The sequence below is a fragment of the Nocardia higoensis genome, assembly GCF_015477835.1.
In the GTDB taxonomy this organism is placed as follows: domain Bacteria; phylum Actinomycetota; class Actinomycetes; order Mycobacteriales; family Mycobacteriaceae; genus Nocardia; species Nocardia higoensis_A.
In genome coordinates, this window is record NZ_JADLQN010000009.1 from 53,511 (window position 1) to 75,307 (window position 21,797).

Sequence of the window (21,797 nt, forward strand, 5' to 3'; positions counted from 1 at the left end):
CGCGCGAGTGGTGCGGGCGCGGCGCGAAGTCAGGCGCGGGGGAGTCGTGCGCGCAGCGCCCGCCGGGCGATGGAGGAACGCAGCACTTCCGAGGGGCCTTCGTAGATGCGGAAAGCCCTGGCCTCCACCAGGAAGCGGGCGACCAGGTGGTCCTCGCACACGCCGAGACCGCCGTGCAGTTGCACCGCGCGGTCGAGCACCCGCCACACCGCTTCGGAGACGAAGGTCTTGGCGATGGACGCCTCGTGCCGCGACTGCGACGCGGTCGGGCCCGCGGCGTCGATGGTCTCGGCGGCGGTGCGGATCAGCCCGCGGGAGGCGGCGATGTCCATCTCGCTGTCGGCGATCAAGGCCTGCGCCATCCCGTGCTCGGCGATCGGGGAGCCGAAGGAGGTGCGGGTCGTGATGTGGTCGATGGCGAGCTGCTGCGCCCGCACCGCCAGGCCGAGCCAGTTCATGCAGAACACCAGCCGCGAGGGCGCCAACCGGGCCTGCGCCAACGGCAACGCCTGGCCGACCTCGCCCAGTACCGCGGAATCGGGCACCGCGCAATCGACGAAATCCACCTCGCAGTGTCCGCCGGGAGCGCTGGTGTAGTCCATCGTCGGCATGCGCCTGCCCACCCGCAGGCCGGGATTGTCGGCGTCGATCAGGAACATGGTCGGACCGTCGTCGGTGTTCGCGACACAGATCACGAACGCCGCGCCCTGCGCGCCGGTGCAGAAATGCTTGGCGCCGTTGATGATCCAGCCGCCGTCGGTCTCCTGGGCGTAGGTCCGCAGCATCGACGGGTCCGAGCCCGCGCCGGGGGCGGGCTCGGTCATCGCGATGGCCGAGCGGACCTCGCCCGCGGCCAGCGGCGCGAGGTAACGCTGCTTCTGCTCGTCGTTCGCCACATGCGCGAGCAGGTGGATGTTGCCGTCGTCGGGCGCCCACGCGTTGAGCGCGATCGGGCCGAGCAGGCTCGCGCCCGCCGCCTCGAGCACCTGAGCCTGGGCTCTGGTGTCCAGTCCGAGCCCGCCGTATCGGGTCTCCGACAGTGGGCCGAAGACGCCGGCCTCCTTGGCCTTCTTCTGCAACTCGAGCCGGAGCGCGTCGTCCATGACCCGGCCGTCGACGACGACTTCGCGTTCCACCGGAACAACCTGCTCATGGATGAACTGTGTGGTCCGCTCCACCAACTGCGCGACTGTAGTCATGGCGTCAGTGTCGGCGGGCGGGCCTCGTGCGCGCCGGGGCGATAGTCAACGTCGATTGCGCGAATCGACTGCCTGTTCGTGTGCTGCGCGTGCGCTGGTTTCCAGTGACGGTGATCGCGAGACACCGGCTGGTGAGGAGACCAGATGAACGACATCACGGCACGGGTGGCCGCACGTCGTGACGAGGCCGACGGCGTGTTCTCCCTCGAACTCGCCGACGCCTCGGGGGCGCGGCTGCCGACCTGGACCCCCGGCGCCCACATCGACGTCGCCGTGGGCGCCGCCGGAGTGCGCCAGTACTCCCTGTGCGGCGACCCGGGCGACCGCTCCCGCTGGCGGATCGCGATCCTGCACGAGCCCGAGGGCCGCGGCGGCTCCGATCATCTGCGCCGCACCGCGACCCCCGGTGCGCTGCTGCGCGTCTCCGCACCGCGCAACAATTTCGAGCTCGTCGACGCGCCGGAGTACCTGTTCGTGGCAGGCGGCATCGGCATCACCCCGATCCTGCCGATGACCGCCGCCGCCGACGCCTCCGGCGCCCGCTGGTCGCTGTACTACGGCGGCCGCAGCCGAGCGCACATGGCCTTCGCCGACACGCTCGCCGGCCGGCACCCGCGCGTCACCCTGCTGCCGCAGGACGAGACCGGGCTGTTGCCGCTCGCGGAACTGTTCGACCGTCACCCGGGCGCCGTCGTCTACTGCTGCGGCCCGGAACCGCTGCTCGCCGCGACCCAGGCCGAAGGCGCCCGCCGCGGCGTCGCCGTGCATGTCGAGCGCTTCGCGCCCCGACCGGCCGAGCCGGCCGTGGAGCGGGCTTTCGAGGTCCGGCTGGCCGGGGACGGACGCACCTTCCGCGTCGAGCCCGGGCAGTCCATCGTCGACGTGCTCGCGGCCGCGGGCGTGGAGGTGATCACCTCCTGTCGCGAGGGCACCTGCGGCAGCTGCGAGACCGGGGTACTCGCGGGCGCCGTCGAGCACCGTGACTCGGTGCTCGACGACCGGGAACGAGCCGAGGGAAAAACCATGATGCTCTGCGTCTCCCGAGCCGAGCGGGACCTGCTCGTGCTCGACCTCTGAACTGTCCGGCGGCCGCTCCGGCTGCCGGCACCCGGCGCGCAGCGCCGATGTCACGAAAAATCGAGAGGACACATCAGGATGAGGAAGATTGTTGCGGTGGCCGCGGGCCTGGTCGCCGCATGCGGAATCGCGTCCGGCACCGCCGGCGCGGCTCCCGCCGGTGATGGAGTCGTCGACTTCACCGCCCACGCCACCGACACCCAGAGCATCATCAGCATCGACGAGGGCGCACTGGTCGTCGAGGATTCGGCGCTGAAGATCAAGGCCGTCGACGGCACCGTGCTCGCCGGCATGCCGCTGAGTTTCCGCATCGACGACTTCGAGTTCCCGATCGCGGCCGAGATCGCCGACCGCACGGTGACGCTGACCCCCCAGTTCGATCGTGAGCACGCGACGTTCAAGCCCGTCGCGCTGCCCTTCGAGGACAAGGCGCCCTGGAAGAACGAGTACGACCGCGAGGTGGCGGCCTGGAGCAGGCTGACCAGCACCATCTCGATGGGCGCCGCCATCGGCACCGTGGTCGGCGGCCTCGGCGGCGCGGCCGTCGGTTGCGTGCTCGGCGGCATCGCGGGCGCGACCGTCGCGTCGGCGACCATCGTCGGCCTGTTCGGGCCGTTCGTGCCCGCCGCGGCCATCGGCTGCATCGGCGGCGTGCTCGCGGTCGGTGCCCTCGGCACGCTCGCGGGCCAGTTGCTGGTCACCGCGCCGGTCGCGATCGGTGCGGCCATCCAGTACTTCACTACCATCAACTCGCCCGCGCCGACGCCTCCGGCCAAGTAAGCGCGGCAACAGGAGCCCGGTCGGTGTGGTGGTCTTCACCCGCCGGCCGGGCTCCGGTCGTCTCCGGGACAGTCCTCGTCGACCGGGCAGTTCTCGGACGACGGGCGGTGTGCTCCGGCCCGACCCGGAATCAGCGCACCCGACTGCCCAGCATCTGCCGCACGCCCGCGACGAACAATTGCAGGCCGAAGTCGAAACGGGCGGTCGCGTCGGTGGTCTCGGCGAACGGCGCGGCATCGGGAGAGTCAGGGGTGGCCCGGGTGGTCTCGGGCAGCGCGCCCACCGCGTCCATCTGCATGCGGGCCTGCTCGTCGACGGTCTGCCCGAGGACGTAATACAACAGGGTGTAGGCGGCGAGGTCGGCTTCCTGGCGCGGCATTCCGGCGCGGATGGCAGCTCCCGCGAAGCGCTCGCGGCCCTTGCTGGTGGTCAGGCGGGAAGCGTAGGTCGCCGAGACCAGTTCGGCGCCGTCGCGGTAGGCCAGCAGGCAGTCGCGCAGGCGGTGGGCCAGTTCGGTGATCTGGCCGGACCAGCTCTCCTGCGCTACCGGGTCGTCCATCGGTGCCAGGATCCGGTCGGCGACCGCGCCGAGCAGCGCCTGCTTGTTCGGGAAGTGCCAGTAGAGCGCGCCGGGCTGCACCTTCAGCGAGCCGGCCAGCCTGCGCATGGTCAGATCGGCCAGACCGTATTCGTCGAGGATGGCGATCGCGCCCTCGACCACGTCCGCTCTGTGCAGTTGCACTCGCTCGTCACCTTCCTGACTCCTCCGGCGGGGCCTCGACGCTACCCGGCGTGGCCCGAGGCTGCCCGGGCGGTCGGCCGCCACGGCGTCCCGGAGGTTGCCCGGATTCGCCTCGGGGACGATCCGGGACGGTCCGACGGGTGCTTTGACTCACACCGGCCGCTCCCCTAACCTGAACGCTGTTCAAGCTTAGCCTGAACGCTGTTCAAGTTGTACGACTACCTCGGTCGAGGGGTCGTTTCCGTCGACCTCGAGTCCCGCCCGAAGGGAATTACGCCGTGACCCAGGCACCCGTTCAGACCGACATTCTCGAGATCGCGCGTGAGCAGGTGCTCGAGCGCGGCGAGGGACTGACCCAGGAACAGACCCTCGCGGTGCTTCGTCTCGGCGACGACCGGCTGGAGGCGCTGCTCGCGCTGGCCCACGATGTCCGGATGAAGTGGTGCGGCCCCGAGGTCGAGGTCGAGGGCATCATCAGCCTCAAGACCGGCGGCTGCCCCGAGGACTGCCACTTCTGTTCGCAGTCGGGCCTGTTCCAGTCGCCGGTGCGCGCCGCCTGGCTCGACATTCCCAGCCTGGTCGAGGCGGCCAAGCAGACCGCCAAGACCGGCGCCACCGAGTTCTGCATCGTCGCCGCCGTGCGCGGTCCGGACGCGCGGCTGATGGCGCAGGTCGCCGCCGGCGTCGAGGCCATCCGCAACGAGGTCGACATCCAGGTCGCCTGCTCGCTGGGCATGCTCAGCCAGGAACAGGTCGACCAGCTGGCCGCCATGGGCGTGCACCGCTACAACCACAATCTCGAGACCGCCAAGTCGCACTTCCCGAACGTGGTCACCACCCACACCTGGGAGGAGCGCTGGGACACCCTGCGCATGGTCCGCGAGGCGGGCATGGAAGTGTGCTGCGGCGGCATCCTCGGCATGGGGGAGACGCTCGAGCAGCGCGCCGAATTCGCCGCCCAGCTGGCCGAATTGGAGCCCGACGAGGTTCCGCTGAACTTCCTCAACCCGCGCCCGGGCACCCCCTTCGGCGATCTCGAGGTGTTGCCCGCGGCCGAGGCGCTCAAGGCCGTCGCCGCCTTCCGCCTGGCCCTGCCGCGCACCATCCTGCGCTTCGCGGGCGGTCGTGAGATCACCCTCGGCGACCTCGGTGCCAAGCAGGGGATCCTCGGCGGCATCAACGCCGTCATCGTCGGCAACTACCTGACCACGCTGGGCCGCCCGGCCGAGTCCGACCTGGACCTGCTGGGCGAGCTGAAGATGCCGATCAAGGCGCTCAACGACACACTCTGAAGCGGCGATACGGGGGCGACGACCACCATGAGCAGGGGCGACCATCGGCAGGGGCGACCATGAACAGGGGTGACCATGAGTAGTGTCGTGAACATGGACGAGCGCTACAACCCGTTCACCGGCCAACGGATCGTGCCCGGTGTCGACGACGCCGTGCCCGCCGCGGCCGCCCTCGGTCTGGAGCCGCCGCGCTTCTGCGAGGAGTGCGGCAGGCGGATGATCGTGCAAGTGAGCCCGGACGGCTGGTGGGCGAAGTGCTCCCGGCACGGCGTACTCGATTCCCGGCGTCTGGAACACCGGTAGTGATGGCGGGCAGCGGGATTCGCGCGGGCGGGGTGCGTAGGGAAGTCGCGGCGGGTCTGCTGGTGGCCGCGGCCGTGGTCACGGTCAGCCTGGTGGTGGGCGTCCTGTGGGGCCTGGTGTCGCCGACCGAGCAGTTGGTGGTCACCGAGCCCGATCGCGGGTCGGCGTTGATCGGGGAGAGCTTGCACCAGTTCGACGCGGTGGCGATGTTCGTCTGCTTCGGCGCGGTCACCGGTCTGGTGGCCGCGGTCGCCGTCTGGCGGCTGCTGCGTCCGGTGCGCGGTCCGCTGCTGCAACTGGGGCTGTTGTCGGGATCGCTCGTCGGTGCGTACGCGATGGCCCGCAGCGGTGAGACGGTGGCCGATCTGCTGCACCCGCGCGCCGAGGATCCGGCGGTCGGGACCGTCGTCACGCTGCCCACGGGCGTCGGGACCGGTCTGGCGCTGCTCGTGCAACCGCTGATCGCCTCCCTGGTCGTACTGTTCTTCGCCGCGCTGAGCACCTCCGACGATCTGGGCACCGGCTATACCAGCGCCTTCGGGCACGCCGTGCCGACGCCGCGGTGGAGTGCGGTCCCCGCGTTCGACAGGCCGGGGTGGGGTGGTGGCCTACCCGGCGCCGGTTCCACTCGCCGCGATTCCGGGCACCTGCCGGAGGCCGGCCGAACCCACTGACCCGATGCGGTCGGATGGATTGATCCGGCCGGGATAACCGGTGGCGTCCGCCGCATGCTCGGCGTTACCTTCACCGGTCGAGGGGAGGTGATGGACATGCGCGGACTCGACATGCCCGACGAGGCGGAACCCGGATCGATCCGGGCGGCCGAGCGCCCGGATCTCGCGGCCTGGCGGCGGCGCCACGAACTACGGCGATCCAATGTGGCGCAGCCGATTCCGAGCGGGCGTCGCTACCGCAGAACGGACAAGCATCGCAAGCGGTCGTACGACGCGTAGTTCTGTGGGGCGCTCAGGTGCGCGGGCGCAGCGCGGCGAACTCGTCGGTGACGCGCAGGCCGGAGTCGGTGAAGCGATGGACGGCGGCGGGGCGGCCCCCCGCGCGTCCCGGGGCGGCGGTGTCGCCGGTGGGGACGATGACCTTGCGGCGGTTGAGGACGCGCTGGAGGTTGGTGGTGTCCACGTCGTATCCCAAGGCCGCGCAGTAGATTTCGCGTAGCACCGACATCGTGAAGGTCGCCGGGGCGAGGGCGAAGGCGATATTGGTGTAGGACAGCTTCGCGGCCAGGCGGGTACGGGCGTGCTCGACGACCGTGCCGTGGTCGAAGGACATGCGGGGGAGCGCGGAGACCGGGTGCCAGGCGGTGTCGTCGGGCAGTTCCGGTTCGGCGGTCAGCGGGACCAAGCCGAGATAGGCCGAGGCGATACGGCGCGGGCCGGGGACGCGATCCGGGTCGCTGAAGACCGACAGCTGCTCGAGGTGGGCCAGTTCGCGCACGTCCACCTTCTCCGCGAGCTGGCGGCCCGCGGAGGCGTCGAGGTCTTCGTCGTCGCGCAAGCGGCCGCCGGGCAGCGACCAGGTGCCCTTCTGGGGATCGAGTGCGCGCTCCCACAGCAGGACGGCGAGTTCGGGGCGACGGCCGCCGTGCACGCTCCGTTGCGCCCCGGTAACGGCAGTCGCATCGCGCTGACCTGCTGTTTCCTTGTCGTCGAAGCGGCGAACCTGGAACACCGCGGTGAGTGTTTCGTGAACAGTGTTACTATGGGGCACGTTTTCGATTGTAAGTCGAAAACCTGGTTGGTGCGAATCGCAGCGTCGCGTGACACGGATACGGGCGTCGGCGGCCGCACGAGGAAGGGAGCCGTCATGGCGACAACAGGTGTGCAGCCCGCGCCTGCGCTGATGGAACAGGTGGTCGACGGGCCCACCGGGTACACCGGGGTGGCGGCGACGCCGGAATGGGCCGAGGAGATCAAGCGCCTGGCTCGTGAGCGCAACGCGACCATTCTCGCGCACAACTATCAGCTGCCCGAGATCCAGGACATCGCCGATCACGTCGGCGACTCGCTGGCGCTCTCGCGGATCGCGGCCGAAGCTCCCGAGGACACCATCGTGTTCTGCGGCGTGCACTTCATGGCCGAGACCGCCAAGATCCTCAGCCCGGACAAGACGGTACTGATCCCCGACCAGCGCGCCGGATGCTCGCTGGCCGACTCGATCACCGCCGACGAGCTGCGGGCGTGGAAGGCGGAGTTCCCTGAGGCGGTCGTGGTGTCGTATGTGAACACCACCGCCGAGGTCAAGGCGCTCACCGACATCTGCTGCACCTCGTCCAACGCGGTCGACGTGGTCGCCTCCATCGACCCCGAGCGCGACGTGCTGTTCCTGCCCGACCAGTTCCTCGGCGCGCACGTCAAGCGGGTCACCGGCCGGGAGAACATGCACATCTGGGCCGGCGAGTGCCATGTGCACGCGGGCATCAACGGCGAGGAACTCACCGAGCAGGCGCGCACCCACCCCGACGCCGAGCTGTTCGTGCACCCCGAATGCGGCTGCGCCACCTCGGCGCTGTACCTCGCGGGTGAGGGCTCGTTCCCCGCCGACCGGGTGCGCATCCTGTCCACCGGCGGCATGATCGACGCCGCCAAGGCGGCGAAGTCGAGCCAGGTGCTCGTCGCCACCGAGGTCGGCATGCTGCATCAGCTGCGCAAGGCCGCGCCCGGCATCGACTTCCAGGCGGTCAACGACCGGGCGTCGTGCCCGTACATGAAGATGATCACCCCGGCAGCGCTGCTGCGGTGCCTGGTCGAAGGCGCCGACGAGGTGCACGTCGATCCGGAGACCGCCGCGCTGGGCCGCAACTCGGTGCAGCGGATGATCGCGATCGGCAATCCAGGCGGCGGTGAGTGAACCGTCGCTGACGGTTGGACGGTGCGCGGCTGTCCGGTATCCGGAATCGCGGTCGCGCACCCGAATCCGCACGCGTGATCCGCGCGCGGGCGCTCGGAGCGAAAGGCACGAGAACATGACGGCTCCGGCGACGATCGAATGGGAGGCCACGGCCGACCTGGTGGTGATCGGCGGCGGCGTGGCGGGACTGACGGCGGCACGCACCGCCTCGCTGCGCGGACTGCGGGTGCTGGCACTGAGCAAGGGCGGCCCCACCGACACCTCCACCCAGTACGCGCAGGGTGGCATCGCGGTGGTCGCCCCGCACGGCGACTCGGTGGAATCCCACGTTCGCGACACGGTGGAAGCAGGCGGCGGGCTCTGTGACGAGGCGGCGGTGCGCTCCATCGTCGAAGGCGGCCGGGCCGCGGTCGACGCGCTGACCGACCTCGGCGCGGTGTTCGACCTCGGTCGCGACGGCCAGATCTCCCGCACCCGCGAAGGTGGGCACAGCACCCGGCGCATCATCCACGCCGGCGGCGACGCCACCGGCGCGGAGGTGCAGCGGGCGCTGAATGCGGCCGGGCTGCCGGTGTTGTTCGGCGCGGCCGCCTGCGAGGTGGTCACCGGACCCCACGGCGTGCAGGGCGTGATCGTGGTGTCGGACAGAGGTTTCGGCGTCGTGCACACCCCCGCCGTGCTGCTGGCCACCGGCGGACTCGGGCAGCTCTACGCGCTGAGCACCAATCCGCCCGGCGCGACGGCCGACGGTGTCGCACTGGCGCTGTGGGCGGGCGCGGCGGTCGCGGATCTGGAGTTCGTGCAGTTCCATCCGACCGTGCTGCACACCCCCGGCGGCATCGGTCGCCGCCCGCTGATCAGCGAAGCGGTGCGCGGCGAGGGGGCGGTGCTGGTCGACCGCGCGGGCCGGTCGGTGACCGCGGGAGTGCATCCGCGCGGTGATCTGGCTCCGCGCGATGTGGTGTCCACCGCGATCGCGGCCAGGATGCGCGAACTCGGCACCGATCACGTGTACCTCGACGCGCGTGCCATCGACGGTTTCACCGACCGGTTCCCGACCATCACTGCCTCGTGTCTGGCCGCCGGAATCGACCCGCGCGCCGACCTGATCCCGGTCGCGCCTGCCGCGCACTACCAGTGCGGCGGTGTGGTCACCGATCCGCACGGTCGGACCGGGGTGCCGGGGCTGTACGCGGCGGGCGAGGTCGCGCGCACCGGACTGCACGGGGCGAATCGCCTGGCCTCCAACAGTCTGCTGGAAGGTCTGGTCGTCGGTGAGCGGGTGGGCGCGGCCGTCGCCGAACGCCGCGAGATCCCCGCCGAGGTGACCGAGATCCGCACCCGCGCCATGCCGCGGGTGTCACGTGCCGCCCTCCAGCAGATCATGACCACCCACGCCGCCGTCGTCCGCGACGGCGACGGACTGGCCGAGGCGAGCAGGCGGCTGGAGCGCGCCGTGCTGCGCGACCTGTCCTCCCGTTACTCCCGGACGAGGTCGGCGACAGACGAACAGGATCCGGGCACAACGGAATCGGCTGCCCGGCGGATCGCCGAACTGGAAGACGGTGCGCTCACCCTGACCGCGCGGGTACTGCTGCTCGCCGCGGCCGCCCGCACCGAGAGCCGCGGCTGCCACACCCGCACCGACTATCCGTCGGCCGACCCAGAACTGCGTCGCCCCATCGCGATCCGGCTCGATCCCGACGGGCATCCGGATCTGCTGGATTCGCTCGACCGGCCCGCCCATCACGATCTGCGAAGCCTTCCCGATCAGCCCGGCGTGCTGCGCAGTCTTCCCGACCCACCGGCCGGCGATCCCGACGGCCCGGAACTCGCGGCCGTCCCGTGACGCTGCCCGACGACCACGAGAACAGGAGTGCCCCCATGGCCTTGGACGCCGCTCTGGACCGCGACGCCGTGCTGACCCTCATCCGCACCGCGCTCGACGAGGATCTGCGCTACGGACCGGACGTCACCACGAACGCCACCGTCCCCGCCGATGCCACCAGCAAGGCCTCGGTGGTCTCCCGTCGGCCCGGCACGGTCGCGGGCATCGACATCGGCCTGCTGGTGCTCGACGAGGTGATCGGCGCCGGCGCCTACGAGATCACCGACCGCGTGCCCGACGGCACCAGGGTCGAGCCGGGACAGTCGGTGCTCGGCGTGATCGCGCCCACCCGCGGCCTGCTGACCGCCGAGCGCACCATGCTGAACCTGGTCTGCCACCTCTCGGGCATCGCCACCGCCAGCGCCGCCTGGGTGGACGCGGTCGAGGGCACCGGGTGCGCGATCCGCGACAGCCGCAAGACCCTGCCCGGCCTGCGGGCCTTGCAGAAGTACGCGGTGCGCGTCGGCGGCGGCGTCAATCACCGGATGGGTCTGGGCGATGCCGCGCTGATCAAGGACAACCACGTGGTCGCCGCCGGTTCGGTGGTCGCGGCGCTGCGGGCGGTGCGCGAACTCGCCCCCGACATCGCCTGCGAGGTCGAGGTGGACAGCCTCGAACAGCTCGACGCGGTGCTCGCCGAGAACGTGGAACTGGTGCTGCTGGACAACTTCCCGCTGTGGCAGACCCAGGCCGCCGTGCAGCGCCGCGATGCCGTCGCCCCGCAGACGAAGCTGGAGTCCTCCGGCGGGCTGACGCTGGACGTGGCCGCCGACTACGCCCGCACCGGCGTCGACTACCTCGCGGTCGGCGCGCTCACCCACTCGGTCGGCGTGCTCGACCTCGGTCTGGACATGTAGCCGATCTCGGTCGGCGACATCGAGAGGTCCGTTCGCCGGGCGGTCACGAGCACGCCCGTCGGCTCGGCCGCGGTGCGGCCGACCTGGCAGCGCATCGAATCGTCCTGCCTCGGTGGGATCAGAGGGCGCGCACCATTGTCAGCTGGTGTAGTTTCGCGGGCCTCGGTTTCCGGGTCGCCCCAGAGGTCGGCGGTAGGGGAGCCCGCACCGGCACGGGTGAACAGCGCACGCAGCGCGGGCCGGTCGGTTTCGGTTACCTGCCGTATCTCCATACGCCCAACCTAACCCGCGGATCGTCGCGGGCTACCTGCGACCGCTGGAGCAGCAGGGGGCGCAAAGCGTTTCGTCACGCTCGACACTCGTCGACGACCGTCCCAGGGCTGCTCCGATCACCGACTCCGCGTTCGGCGGAAGCTTCGATCAGGCCGTGAGTTCGCGTTCCAGCGGGGTGCGGAAGCGGGGGATGGTGCGCATGTCGCCGAACCACGCACCGATGCGCTCGGCCTCGGCGGCGACGTGTTTCTCGGCGTCGGATCCGATGTCCTCGAGCAGGCGGAAGACGATCTCGCCGGAGGTGCGCTGGGCCCAGCCGCCGACGATGCGACCGTCCCACCAGATGGTGGGCCCGATATTGCCGTTCCGGTCGAACAGCGCGCCCGCGTGCGGGCCGAGGAACCAGTCGCGGGACTGCCAGGCCATCGGGGTGGGGTCCAGCGCGGGCAGCAGCGCGGCGGCCGGTTCGACGCTCGGCGCGGGATCGAGGTCGTCGGCGAGAACCACGCCGGGGACGCCGTCCAGGTCCACCTCGGCCACGTCCAGCCGGGACAGCGCCGAACGGACGTGGGCGACAGTCCATCCGGTCCACCACTTGATGTCCGACACCGGGGCCGGTCCGAAGGCGCTCAGCCAGCGGCGCACGACATCCGCCCTGCCCTCGTCGGCCGGGACATCGGGTATACCGTCCGGCAGCCAGGTTTCGATGGGTTCCCAGGTGTACTGACTGCTCGACCAGCTGCCGTTGGGCCTGCCGCGCACGATCCTGCCCTCGGCGCCGAGCACCACCAGCATCCACGTGGTGATGTTCGTCGGCCGCGAATACGCCTTGCCCGGCGAGACGTCGACGGCGGTTCGCAACCGCGGCACCGCCTTGCTCAACTGCGCTCCTGTCGCCGCGCCGAGAGACAGCAGCGTGTCGTGGGTCTCGCGTTCCACCTCGGCCCACCACGTCGCCACGTCACCGTCCAGCACGCCCGCCTGCTCGATCAGCTTGCAGTAGGTGCGTCGCTGCTTGACCGCCAGCGCGTCGGTCACCGAGGAGCGCAGTGCGCCCAGGAAATCCACCGGCACCACGAACATGGTGCGGCGCATCGCCAGCAGTCGCACGAGGGTCCGCTCCTCGTAGAGGGTGCGCTCGATGTCGGCGGGTGTCACCGTCGTGGATCGGGCGGCGACCGAGAGGTGGACCGTGGCGGGATCGGTGGCGTGCAATGCGACCAGCGAGCGCACGATTCCGACGACATCCTCGGCGGCGGGGCCGGTACGCGCGGCCGCGTCGAGACGATGGCGCTTGGCCAGGCGGGCGCGTCGTTCTTCGACGCCGATCGAACGCATGTGCGGATTCTACTGTGCCGGGGCGGTATCGGACATCTCGTCGAACCGGCCGTCGGGTCGAACTCGGTCGACGTCGAGCGATGCGTCCTCGACTGTCCTGCCGCGAGCGAGATATTGGTATACGCATACCAATAAGGTGGTACATTCGTATCATCACAAGCGGATGTAAGGGGAGACATGCCCAAGCTCGGACACTTCGCCGACGCGGCGGAAAAGGCCAGGTTCCTGCGCGCCTACGACGCCGTTGCCGCCCGCTGGCCGGTGCCCTCGGTCGACCTCGATATCGCGACCTCGTTCGGAACCACGCGGGTGCGCAAGTCGGGGGTGGGGGAAGGCGCGCCGCTGCTGCTGTTGCCCGGGATCGGCGGCAATGCCATGTTCTGGGAGCCGTTCATCGAGGAACTGGCCCGTGATCGTGTCGTGTACACCAGCGATGTCCTGGGATGGGCGGGCCGCGGCGAGCAGACCGCTCCGATACGAGATGAAGCCGATATCGCCGAGTGGGGTACTCAGCTCGTCGCCGGGCTCGGCGTCGAGCGGATCCATCTCGCGGGCTACTCGGCGGGCGCCTGGCTCGCCACCGTGATCGGGGCCGCGGGCGACAACCGGCTGGCGGGCATCAGCTTGCTCGAGCCGGCGCCGGCCACCTTCGCCCGGCCGCCGTGGAAGGTGCTGCGCAAGTTCCTGTTCGCCGGATTCCGCCCGACCAGAGCCAAGATCGAGAAGCTCAACCAGTGGCTCTCGCCGGCCATCCGGCTCACCGAAGAGGACTGGGCTCTCACGTTGAGCGCCTTGGCGTTCCGGCCCGGCATGCCCTGGGCGCGGCCGCTGCCCGCCGAGCGGTTCCGCCGCGATCACCGCGCCGCTACTGGTGATCTTCGGCGCCGAGACGGTCGTCCACGATGCCGAACAGGTGGCGGATCTCGTCCGGCAGCGCGTTCCCTCGGCCGAGATCGAGATCTATCCCGGCGTCGGCCACGACCTGCTCTGGGCGATCCCGGAGCAGGTGATACCGCGGTGGCTCGAATTCGTCGACAGCCACGACCCCGTGACGCTCGACTGACGAAACGACCGGCGATCGGATCGAGAACACGGTAGCCGTCGGTGCGGCCGCCGCCTGCCGGTCGCGCGATGAGCGCCTTCGCCGGCGAGGCCGCCCGGCCGCAGCGACATCACGGCGGGGTAGGGCGTGTCAGCCCGGCAGATCCAGCATCGGTGGGATGTTCAGCGCGGCGCACGCCTCGCGCACGGCGTGGATCTCGGCGATGTCGAGGCGCCCATCGGCGTTGGCGATCATGATGCCGATCTGGACGACGGCGCGCGCCTGGTCGGGCTTGCCCGCGACCTTGGTGATCTGCTGGATGAGATGGGTCTTGCCGAACGCGGGGTCGGCGAGGACACGATCGCAGTTGGCGTCGAACAACTGGCGCAGCTCGTCGGCGGGGAAGGCGTCGAGGGTGGGTTCGGTGGTGATCAAGTTCGCCACCCGCATGCGCTCGTCAGGGGCGATGGTGCCGTCGGCGGCGGCGACCAGCGCGCACATGCCCATCACCGCGTCCCGGAAGGCGCCGCCGCGGAATTCGTTCTTCTTCTCCATCAGCTGCTTGCGCCATTGCGGGGCCTTGTCGGCGAGATCCAGGAGACGGGAGATGGTGTTGGCGTTGTGGAACAGCTTGTTGATGAAGGACATGGCGCACTCCCGCGAGCAAGGGCCGGGACGACTCGTCCCGCACGACGATCGGAAGGTAGCAGACGGACGTGATGTTCCGTGCTCTGAGCAGGGAAGGAATGCTCGGCGCGCACCGCGAGTTGTCGCAGAAGTGAGCGACGACGACATCAGAGTGCCGAGGGACGAACCCGTGGATCCCAGCTACCGGTGGCAGGGCGAAGAACTCGATCTGGACGGCTATCTCGCCGGCATCGGATTCACCGGTGAGCGCGAGCCGACCATCGCGACGTTGCGCGAGCTGGTCCACCGGCACACCACCACTCTCCCGTTCGAGAATCTGGAGGCGCTGTTCGGGCGACCGGTGGCGCTGGGGCCCGCCGAGGTGCAGGACAAGATGATCCGGCGCGGGCGCGGCGGCTACTGCTACGAGAACGTGAGTTTGTTCGCGGCCGCGCTGGAGCGGCTCGGGTTCGGGGTGACCGGCCTCAGCGCCCGCGTGACCATGGGGGCGGTTGCCGCCCGGCCCGCCACACACGCGCTGCTGCGGGTCACCACGGCCGACGACGACCGGGTATGGATCTGCGATGTCGGATTCGGCCAGGGGCCGTCCGAACCGTGGGAGCTAAGCGCCCGGCCGGAGGAATTCACGTTGGGGCAGTGGCGCTTCCGTTTCGAGCGCCGTGTCGGCGAGCTCGGCACCGACCTGTGGGCGCTGCACCAGTTCGGCAAGGACGGCTGGGTCGAACGGCACACTTTCACCACGAATCCGCAGTACCGGATCGATTACGAGGTCGGCAACCACTACGTCTCGACCTCGCCGCGCTCGCCGTTCACCACGCGCCCGTTCGTCCAGCGGTTCCTGCCGGATGTCAGGCACGTCCTCGACGGCCGCACCCTGACCTCCGAACGGCCCGATGGCACCGTGGAGTCGCGGGAACTGGAGATCGACGAACTTCCCGGGGTGCTCAAAGGCGTCTTCGACATCGAGCTGACCGACGAGGACGCCCACGCGCTGACCACGGGGAAGTGGACCGAGCGATCTTTGCGCTCCGAAATGCCGTGAGGACGACGGTCTGGAAGCTCCGGCACTCCCACGCAACCGAACTTGTCAACGCCGGTCTCCGGCTCGGACGAACGCGGTCCGGTATTCGACGAGAAGGTCGGCGGGGCCGTTGTGCGTGCGGTAGTGCGGGGCCAGTGGGAAACGAACAGGTAGTAGAGGTGTGGGGGGCCGGCTAGCTGTCGGGGCGCGTGCTCCGCGCGTGCTCCGCCGGAAGCGAGCGGCGCACCCACCAGGCTCGGGCGGCCGCCGGTCCCGCGACGCGGAGTTTGCGGGTCGCGCCGACGGTCGCGCGGCCGGCGAAGACGTTGTAGTCCATGTACTCGATGCGGTCCAGGATTTCGGAGTAGAGCGTGTACGCGGTGGCCACGCACGGTCGCGCCCACGGCGACAACATCCCGATGCCCGGTGCGGCGCTGCGATAGACAGCGCGGGTGGCGGAGACCTGCTCGGCGAGCGCGGCTCTGACCGCCGCATCGGCCAGACCGTTGGCGCGGCACCACTCGAGGCGGCCGCGGTCCACGCCGAAGGCGGCCAGTTCGTCGGCCGGGAGGTAGATGCGCCCTCGGTCGAGGTCTTCGGCGATGTCGCGCAGGAAATTCGTGAGCTGGAAAGCGTCGCCGAGGGCGGCCGCGAACGGGGCCGCTTCGGCGGGGTCGGTGACCGTGCCCAGCACCGGCAGCAATTGCAGGCCGATCACCTGGGCCGAGCCGTAGGTGTAGCGCTGCAGGTCGGCGCGGGTCGGGTAGTCACGCAACAGCAGGTCCATGCGCATCGAGCTCAGGAACGCCGAGAACAGCGCCGGGTCGATCGCGTAGCGGCGCACGGTGTCGGCCAGCGCCAGTGCGACCGGCACCCCGTCACCGCGGCTGTCGCCGTCGCGGCCGTTGCTGCTGCGCCCGTGGCCGGGGAATCCGCCGCCGTTGCGGGCGTTGTCGTCGAGGGCAGCGTTGTCGTCGAGCGTGTCGCCGTCGCCGTGGAGCGCGTCGGCGAGTTCCCGGGCGGCCCGGTCGATCCGGCCGCTGATCGCCTCGGGGCTCGTGCTCTGTCCCGGCATGTCGACGAGATCGTCCACATGCCGGGCAAACCCGTAGAGGGCGTGGACCGCCGGTCGCCGGTCGGGCGGCAGCAAGCGGGTCGCGAGGAAGTAGGTGCGACCGTGTGCCGCGTTCAGCTCCCGGCATCGGGTGTAGGCCCGGCGAAGCGCGGGGTCGGTGATCCGGGCGGCGGTGAGTTCACGCTGCGTCATGGCGAACCTTGTCGTCGTGGCGAACCTTGTCGTCGACCTTGTCGTGGCGGATGTTGCCAGGACTGATGTTGTCACGGCGCACCTTCCTCGGGCGGGCGACGGCACCGGACCGGGCGACACCGGTGACGCGATCGGCCGCGAGCCGCCCGGAGATGAGGGCCGTCGGCACTCCGACGCCCGGAGTCGTCCCCGAGCCGGCGAGGACGGCGTTGTCGACGAAGCGGGGGAAGTTGTTCGGCCGGAACGGCCCGGTCTGGGCGAGATTGTGCGCGTAGCTGAACGGCGTGCCCGCCGTCATGTCCTGCTTCGCCCAGTCGGCGGGCGTCAGGGTCGCCAGGATCCGCGCCGAATCCGTGAGCCCCGGCGCGACCCGTTCGGCGGCGACGGCGAGCACCTCGCGCAGGTAGCGGTCGCCGTCGACGCTCCAGTTCAGCGCGGGCGCACCCCGGCGCGCCGTGAGGTTGGGCACCGGCGCGAGCACCGACAGCAGATCCTGCCCGGGCGGGGCCAGCGTCGGGTCCGTCGCGGTCGGCCGGGTGATCAGCAACGAGGGATCACTCATCGTCTCGCCCCGGCCGACGAGTTCGTCGAAGGTCTCCCGCCAGGCCGCGCCGAAGCTGATGGTGTGGTGACCGATGTCGGATCCGACCGGAGCGCCGACATGGACGATCGCGGCCGACGGCGCCGCCCGTAACGGCACTGGACGACGGGGCACGCGCCCGAGCAGCCGGTGGCTGATGTGCGGCTCGGTGGTCAGGACCACGGCATCACAGGCCAGCCGTTCGCCGTCGGCGGTCCGCACCGCCGTGACGCGCGAGCCGGAGCGCTCCAGTTCCGTCACCGTGGCGCCGTAACGGAACTCCACCCCGGCGTCGGCCGCCGACGCCGCCAGCGCGTCCGGGAGCGCGCGCACGCCGCCCTTCGGGAAGTAGACCCCCGCGATGGTGTCCATGTAGGCGATGACGGCGTATACCGCGAGCGCCCGGTGCGGTGCCACACCCGCGTACAGGGACTGGAAGCTGAAGACCCGCCGCAGCCGCTCGTCGTGCAGGCGCCGGGAGATCTGCGCGTCGACCGAGCGGAATCCGCCCAGCGCCGCCACCCGCGCCAGCGACGGGGTGAGCACCGACAGCGGGGAATCCATATTGGCCGCGATGAACCGGTCGTACTGGGCGCGGTAGAGCTCTCCGAGCCAATCACGCAGGCGCAGATATCGTTCGGCTTCCGCGACGCCGGAGAATCGGCGCACCTCGTCGTACATCGCGTCGGCGTCGCTGTGCACGGCCAGCCGCGAGCCGTCGGCGAAGCGGGCGTCGTAGGCCGGGTGCATCGGCAACAGTTCGAGCCTGCCCTCGACGCTGTCGCCGACCGCCGCGAAGGTCTCGTCGAGGATGTCGCGCATGGTCAGCACGGTCGGGCCGGTGTCGAGCCGGTAGCCGTCGACGTCGAGCCTGCCGGCCCGCCCGCCGGGGTGCCCGTCGCGTTCGACGACCACGACTTCCCGGCCGCGTCCGGCCAGGTGCGCAGCCGCCGACAGCCCGGACAGGCCGGCCCCGACGACCACTACTCGATCAGTTCTGCCGTGCACAATTCGCATCGTTTCGTCCTCCTGAGTCCATGTCTACCGGGAAGACTACCTGACAAATGATGCATAAACGATGCATTCTGCCAGATGATCTTCGTTCGCCGGGTAAACCGTGGAGTTCTCGTCCTCGGAGTACCCCCTCTCGTCCAGTACCGTCGGCCGCGTGCGTACCTATCGGAGCAAACTCGCTGTTCTGTTCGCCGCACCTGTGCTGGTCGTGGTCTCCTGCAGCTCGGGTCCCGACCAGCCGGAGACCGTCGCGGGCCGATTCGCCGACGCGCTCGACAGCGGCGATATCGCGGCCGCCGCGGCGCTCACCGACGATCCGGCGCGCGCGAGCGAGACGCTGAGCGGGCTCTACGACGGGCTGGGCACGCGGGTCGACTACGAGGTGAGCGGCGTCGACGGCGACGAATTCACGCTCGCCGCCACCTGGACACTGGGTTCCGCGGCAGACGAGTGGACCTACACCACCACCGGTGTGTCCACCGGAGGCGACGACCCGAGGATCCGGTGGAACCCGGCGACGCTGGCGCCCGGTCTGGACAAAGGGCCGCTGTTCTACGGCCCCGCCCGCTCCGCGCCCGCCCGGGTGCTGGACGCGGCGGGTGACGAACTCATGACCGAGCAGATCGTCACGTTGATGACTGTCTCCGCCGAGGCCGACACCGCCGCGGTGGCCGCACTGTTGTCGCCGCTGGCCCCCGGCATCACGGCCGAGAGCTTGCGAGCGGATCTGGTGGAGAAGGGCGGACCGGTCACCGCGATCTCGCTGCGCGCCGAGGACATCGCCCCGATCCAGGAGCGGCTGGCCGCCCTGCCCGGCGTCACGCTCGCACCGCAGACCCGGCTGCTCGCCGTCGACAAGGCGCTGGCCTCGCCCGCCCTGTCCGGACTGGCCGACCTCTGGCAGAGCGAGGCCGACGAGGCGGCGGGCTGGGCGGTGCGCGCCCGCACTCCCGAAGGCACCGAACGCATCGCGGGGGAGAACCCGAGACCGACCGCCGACATCCGCACCACCCTCGACCTCGGTCTGCAACGGGCGGCCGAGGACGCACTGGCGCCGCTGCCCCAGCCCGCCGCGATCGTGGCGATCCAGCCGTCGACGGGCGATGTGGTGGCGATCGCGCAGAATCCCGCCGCCGACGCGCAGGGCCCGATCGCGCTGTCGGGGCTGTACCCGCCCGGCTCGACGTTCAAGACCGTGACCGTGTCGGCGGCGTTGCAGGCCGGAGAGGTCACCGCCGACACCGTGCTGCCCTGTCCCGGCGCGGCCACCATCGAGGGTCGCCGGATCCCCAACGACGACAACTTCGATCTCGGCGAGGTCCCGCTGCACACCGCGTTCGCGCGCTCGTGCAACACCACGATGGGTCTGCTCGGCGTGGACCTGCCCGCCGACGGCCTGACCGGGGCCGCGGCCCAGCTCGGTCTCGGTGTCGATTACCTCACCCCGGGCCTGACGACCGTCACCGGCGCGGTGCCGCCCGCCGATACCCCGGCCGCCCGGGTCGAGGCCGCCATCGGGCAGGGCACGGTGACCGCGTCACCGTTCGGGATGGCGCTGGTCGCGGCGTCCATCGCGCACGGGTCGGCGCCCGTCCCGGCGGTGGTCGCGGGGCGTCCCGGCACCGCCGACCGCCGGCCCGAGGCGCTGCCCGCCGCGGTGGCCGAACAGCTGCGCGCGATGATGCGCGAGACTGTGACCGCGGGCACTGCGACGGCGCTCGCCGACCTCCCGGATGTGCTCGGCAAAACCGGCACCGCGGAGTACATCGACGACACCCACGCGCACGGCTGGTTCGTCGGTATCGCCGGAGATCTCGCGTTCGCGGTGTTCGCCGCGGACGCGGGCAGCTCGGCTCCGGCCGTCGAAACCGCGGGCCGGATGCTGCGCGCGCGACAGTAGCTGTCCGCTATCCTCCAACGTCACCGGAGCCGGCCCGATTTCGGTGGTCGGGCAGACCCCGGCTGAGGCGTGCCGAACTCCCACGGCCCGCTACACTCGTCGGCGGGCCGTACCTGCGGTCAACATGTGGGATGTCACGATTTCGAGAAGGTTCGGAGTAGGCGCCATCGATACCGGTCAGTTGATCGCGGAGCATTACCGCCTGGTCGAGCGGATTGGTAGCGGCGGCACAGGCGTGGTCTGGCGTGCCACCGACGAGCGCTTGCGACGTTCCGTGGCGATCAAGCAGATACAGATCAAGCCCAGCCTGCCCGAGGCCGAGCGCGACATCATGCGCCAGCGGGCCATCCGCGAGGCGCGCAACGCGGCTCGCTTCCAACATCCCAACGCCATCGTGGTCTTCGATATCACCGAGCACGACGGTGATCCGTGCCTGGTGATGGAGTACCTGCAGTCGCGCAGCCTGGCCGCGGTGCTCGCCGCCCAGGGCACGCTGCCGCTGACGCAGGTGGCCAGGATCGGCGAGCAGGTGGCCTCGGCGCTGATCGCGGCGCACAACGCGGGCATCGTGCATCGCGACGTGAAACCGGGCAACGTGCTGCTCGACGATCACGGCACGGTCAAGATCACCGACTTCGGCATCTCGCGCGCCGCGGGCGACGCCACCCTCACCGAGACCGGCCTGATCTGCGGCACCGCCGCCTACCTCGCCCCCGAGGTGGCCCGCGGCTCCGATCCGACCCCGGCCTCCGACGTGTTCTCCCTCGGCGCGACGCTGTTCCACGCGCTGGAAGGCGAGCCGCCCTACGGCGCCAGCGCCAACCCGCTCGCGGTGCTCTACGCCGCGGCGAACGGGCAGGTCAGCCAGCCGCGCAATGCGGGTCCGGCGACCGAGTTCCTGCTCGCGCTGCTCGACCCGGACCCCGATGTCCGGCCGAGCATGCGGGTCGCGCGTGACACCCTCACCGCGTTCGCCGACGCCGGTTCGGCCGCGCCCGTCGGTTTCGTCCCGGCCAGCGAGGCCTACGCCCGCAGGCAGGGCGCTGAACCCGACGCGGCGACCAGGGCCCTGCGCTCGCCCACGCCCGCGCAGCACCCCACCCGGCACGAACGCCCGCTGCCGCCCGCGCAGCACAGTGTCGCCCACCCGGAGACGGCCGCGCATCCCACCACCGCCCCCGCGCGGTCGGGTTCGGCGAGCGGCGGCAAGCGGCGGGCGGTGCTGATCGGCGGGCTCGCCGGCGGCTTGGTCGCGGTCTCGGCGCTGCTGATCGGGACGATGAACGACTCCGATTCCAACGGCTCGGTGGCCCAGGCGAATACGCCCGCCTCCTCGACCGCCAAGCCCGGCGCCACGACGACCACCGCCGCGGCGCTCGGCGCGACGCCCAGCAGCGGCACCGTCGACTGGGGTTCGGCCGGTCAGCTGATCGTCGACTTCTACAACAGCCCGAGCAGTTCGTGGTCGTTGCTGACCCCGGCCGCGCAGGCCGCCTACGGCAGTCAGCAGGACTTCCAGGACTATTGGAGTTCGCGCATCATCGAGAGCTTCGCCAACATCAACGCCGCGAACGGCGCGAACAACAGCGACGGATCGGTCGACATGCGGCTGGGCAACATCACCGTCGGTGGCACGTCCAAGCCGATGGTGCTGCGGGTGGTCGCCCACAACGGCAAGCTGCTCATCGACAGCGACACCCGGTAGTCGGCG

At 70.7% G+C, this 21,797-nt stretch carries 20 protein-coding genes; 13 read left to right on the forward strand and 7 right to left on the reverse strand.

The annotated features are described in order from the left end of the window. Positions 1-29 precede the first annotated feature (29 nt). Entirely contained in the window at positions 30-1,199 is a 1,170-nt protein-coding gene (locus IU449_RS26450) for an acyl-CoA dehydrogenase family protein (protein ID WP_195004878.1), read from the reverse strand. Positions 1,200-1,343: 144 nt separating this feature from the next. On the opposite strand from IU449_RS26450, the gene IU449_RS26455 reads away from it, so the two are divergent. Both IU449_RS26455 and IU449_RS26460 read left to right on the forward strand, forming a co-directional pair. Beyond that, positions 1,344-2,276, forward strand: a complete 933-nt coding sequence (locus IU449_RS26455) for a PDR/VanB family oxidoreductase (protein WP_195004879.1) — start codon at positions 1,344-1,346, stop codon at positions 2,274-2,276. A 78-nt stretch (positions 2,277-2,354) separates the two neighbouring features. Then, positions 2,355-3,056 carry a hypothetical protein gene (locus tag IU449_RS26460; RefSeq protein WP_228805778.1) on the forward strand — a complete coding sequence of 234 codons (702 nt, stop codon included), beginning with the start codon at positions 2,355-2,357 and terminating at the stop codon, positions 3,054-3,056. A 130-nt stretch (positions 3,057-3,186) separates the two neighbouring features. Here IU449_RS26460 and IU449_RS26465 read toward each other — a convergent pair whose 3' ends face one another. Further along, on the reverse strand, positions 3,187-3,798 hold the full coding sequence (locus IU449_RS26465; RefSeq protein WP_195004880.1) for a TetR/AcrR family transcriptional regulator C-terminal domain-containing protein: 612 nt from the start codon (positions 3,796-3,798) through the stop codon (positions 3,187-3,189). A 278-nt stretch (positions 3,799-4,076) separates the two neighbouring features. Between IU449_RS26465 and bioB the strand changes: the two genes are divergently transcribed. The 4 genes from bioB (at position 4,077) to IU449_RS26485 (ending at position 6,346) form a co-directional block, all read left to right on the forward strand. Further along, positions 4,077-5,090: a biotin synthase BioB gene (gene bioB, locus IU449_RS26470; protein WP_195004881.1), complete on the forward strand. Its 1,014-nt coding sequence runs from the start codon at positions 4,077-4,079 to the stop codon at positions 5,088-5,090. Positions 5,091-5,165: 75 nt separating this feature from the next. Further along, positions 5,166-5,393 (forward strand): hypothetical protein, encoded by a 228-nt coding sequence (locus IU449_RS26475; RefSeq protein WP_195004882.1) that lies wholly within the window; start codon positions 5,166-5,168, stop codon positions 5,391-5,393. 2 nt (positions 5,394-5,395) lie between these two features. Then, a complete protein-coding gene (locus IU449_RS26480; protein WP_195004883.1) occupies positions 5,396-6,067 on the forward strand; it encodes a DUF2567 domain-containing protein in 672 nt (223 codons plus the stop codon). A 96-nt stretch (positions 6,068-6,163) separates the two neighbouring features. Continuing rightward, positions 6,164-6,346, forward strand: coding sequence for a hypothetical protein (locus IU449_RS26485; RefSeq protein WP_195004922.1), 183 nt, complete (start codon positions 6,164-6,166; stop codon positions 6,344-6,346). Between the two features lie 13 nt (positions 6,347-6,359). Here IU449_RS26485 and IU449_RS26490 read toward each other — a convergent pair whose 3' ends face one another. Next, positions 6,360-7,118: an NUDIX hydrolase gene (locus IU449_RS26490; RefSeq protein WP_195004884.1), complete on the reverse strand. Its 759-nt coding sequence runs from the start codon at positions 7,116-7,118 to the stop codon at positions 6,360-6,362. Between the two features lie 96 nt (positions 7,119-7,214). On the opposite strand from IU449_RS26490, the gene nadA reads away from it, so the two are divergent. The 3 genes from nadA to nadC all read left to right on the forward strand — a co-directional run bounded on the left by nadA (position 7,215) and on the right by nadC (position 11,003). Then, entirely contained in the window at positions 7,215-8,258 is a 1,044-nt protein-coding gene (gene nadA, locus IU449_RS26495; RefSeq protein WP_195004885.1) for a quinolinate synthase NadA, read from the forward strand. Between the two features lie 115 nt (positions 8,259-8,373). Continuing rightward, a complete protein-coding gene (locus IU449_RS26500) occupies positions 8,374-10,107 on the forward strand; it encodes an L-aspartate oxidase (RefSeq protein ID WP_195004886.1) in 1,734 nt (577 codons plus the stop codon). Positions 10,108-10,142: 35 nt separating this feature from the next. Beyond that, a complete protein-coding gene (gene nadC / locus IU449_RS26505; protein WP_195004887.1) occupies positions 10,143-11,003 on the forward strand; it encodes a carboxylating nicotinate-nucleotide diphosphorylase in 861 nt (286 codons plus the stop codon). Between the two features lie 420 nt (positions 11,004-11,423). On the opposite strand, the gene IU449_RS26510 is transcribed toward nadC, so the two are convergent. After that, on the reverse strand, positions 11,424-12,614 hold the full coding sequence (locus IU449_RS26510; RefSeq protein ID WP_195004888.1) for a winged helix DNA-binding domain-containing protein: 1,191 nt from the start codon (positions 12,612-12,614) through the stop codon (positions 11,424-11,426). Between the two features lie 177 nt (positions 12,615-12,791). Here IU449_RS26510 and IU449_RS26515 point away from each other — a divergent pair, with 177 nt between their 5' ends. Beyond that, positions 12,792-13,712, forward strand: a complete 921-nt coding sequence (locus tag IU449_RS26515) for an alpha/beta fold hydrolase (protein WP_195004889.1) — start codon at positions 12,792-12,794, stop codon at positions 13,710-13,712. Positions 13,713-13,806: 94 nt separating this feature from the next. On the opposite strand, the gene IU449_RS26520 is transcribed toward IU449_RS26515, so the two are convergent. Next, complete coding sequence (locus IU449_RS26520) at positions 13,807-14,304, reverse strand: tellurite resistance TerB family protein (RefSeq protein ID WP_195004890.1); 498 nt, start codon at positions 14,302-14,304, stop codon at positions 13,807-13,809. Positions 14,305-14,473: 169 nt separating this feature from the next. On the opposite strand from IU449_RS26520, the gene IU449_RS26525 reads away from it, so the two are divergent. After that, complete coding sequence (locus IU449_RS26525; RefSeq protein ID WP_324188452.1) at positions 14,474-15,346, forward strand: arylamine N-acetyltransferase; 873 nt, start codon at positions 14,474-14,476, stop codon at positions 15,344-15,346. A gap of 172 nt (positions 15,347-15,518) precedes the next feature. Here the strand turns inward: IU449_RS26525 and IU449_RS26530 are convergent, their stop codons facing one another. Together IU449_RS26530 and crtI are read right to left on the reverse strand one after the other, a co-directional pair. Beyond that, positions 15,519-16,592: a phytoene/squalene synthase family protein gene (locus IU449_RS26530; RefSeq protein WP_195004891.1), complete on the reverse strand. Its 1,074-nt coding sequence runs from the start codon at positions 16,590-16,592 to the stop codon at positions 15,519-15,521. Beyond that, positions 16,579-18,189 carry a phytoene desaturase family protein gene (gene crtI / locus IU449_RS26535; protein ID WP_195004892.1) on the reverse strand — a complete coding sequence of 537 codons (1,611 nt, stop codon included), beginning with the start codon at positions 18,187-18,189 and terminating at the stop codon, positions 16,579-16,581. The genes IU449_RS26530 and crtI overlap by 14 nt, the downstream gene beginning before the upstream one ends. A 151-nt stretch (positions 18,190-18,340) precedes the next feature. On the opposite strand from crtI, the gene IU449_RS26540 reads away from it, so the two are divergent. Together IU449_RS26540 and IU449_RS26545 are read left to right on the forward strand one after the other, a co-directional pair. Next, complete coding sequence (locus tag IU449_RS26540; protein WP_195004893.1) at positions 18,341-20,086, forward strand: penicillin-binding transpeptidase domain-containing protein; 1,746 nt, start codon at positions 18,341-18,343, stop codon at positions 20,084-20,086. Between the two features lie 181 nt (positions 20,087-20,267). Then, a complete protein-coding gene (locus IU449_RS26545; RefSeq protein WP_416382245.1) occupies positions 20,268-21,791 on the forward strand; it encodes a protein kinase domain-containing protein in 1,524 nt (507 codons plus the stop codon). Positions 21,792-21,797 lie beyond the last annotated feature (6 nt).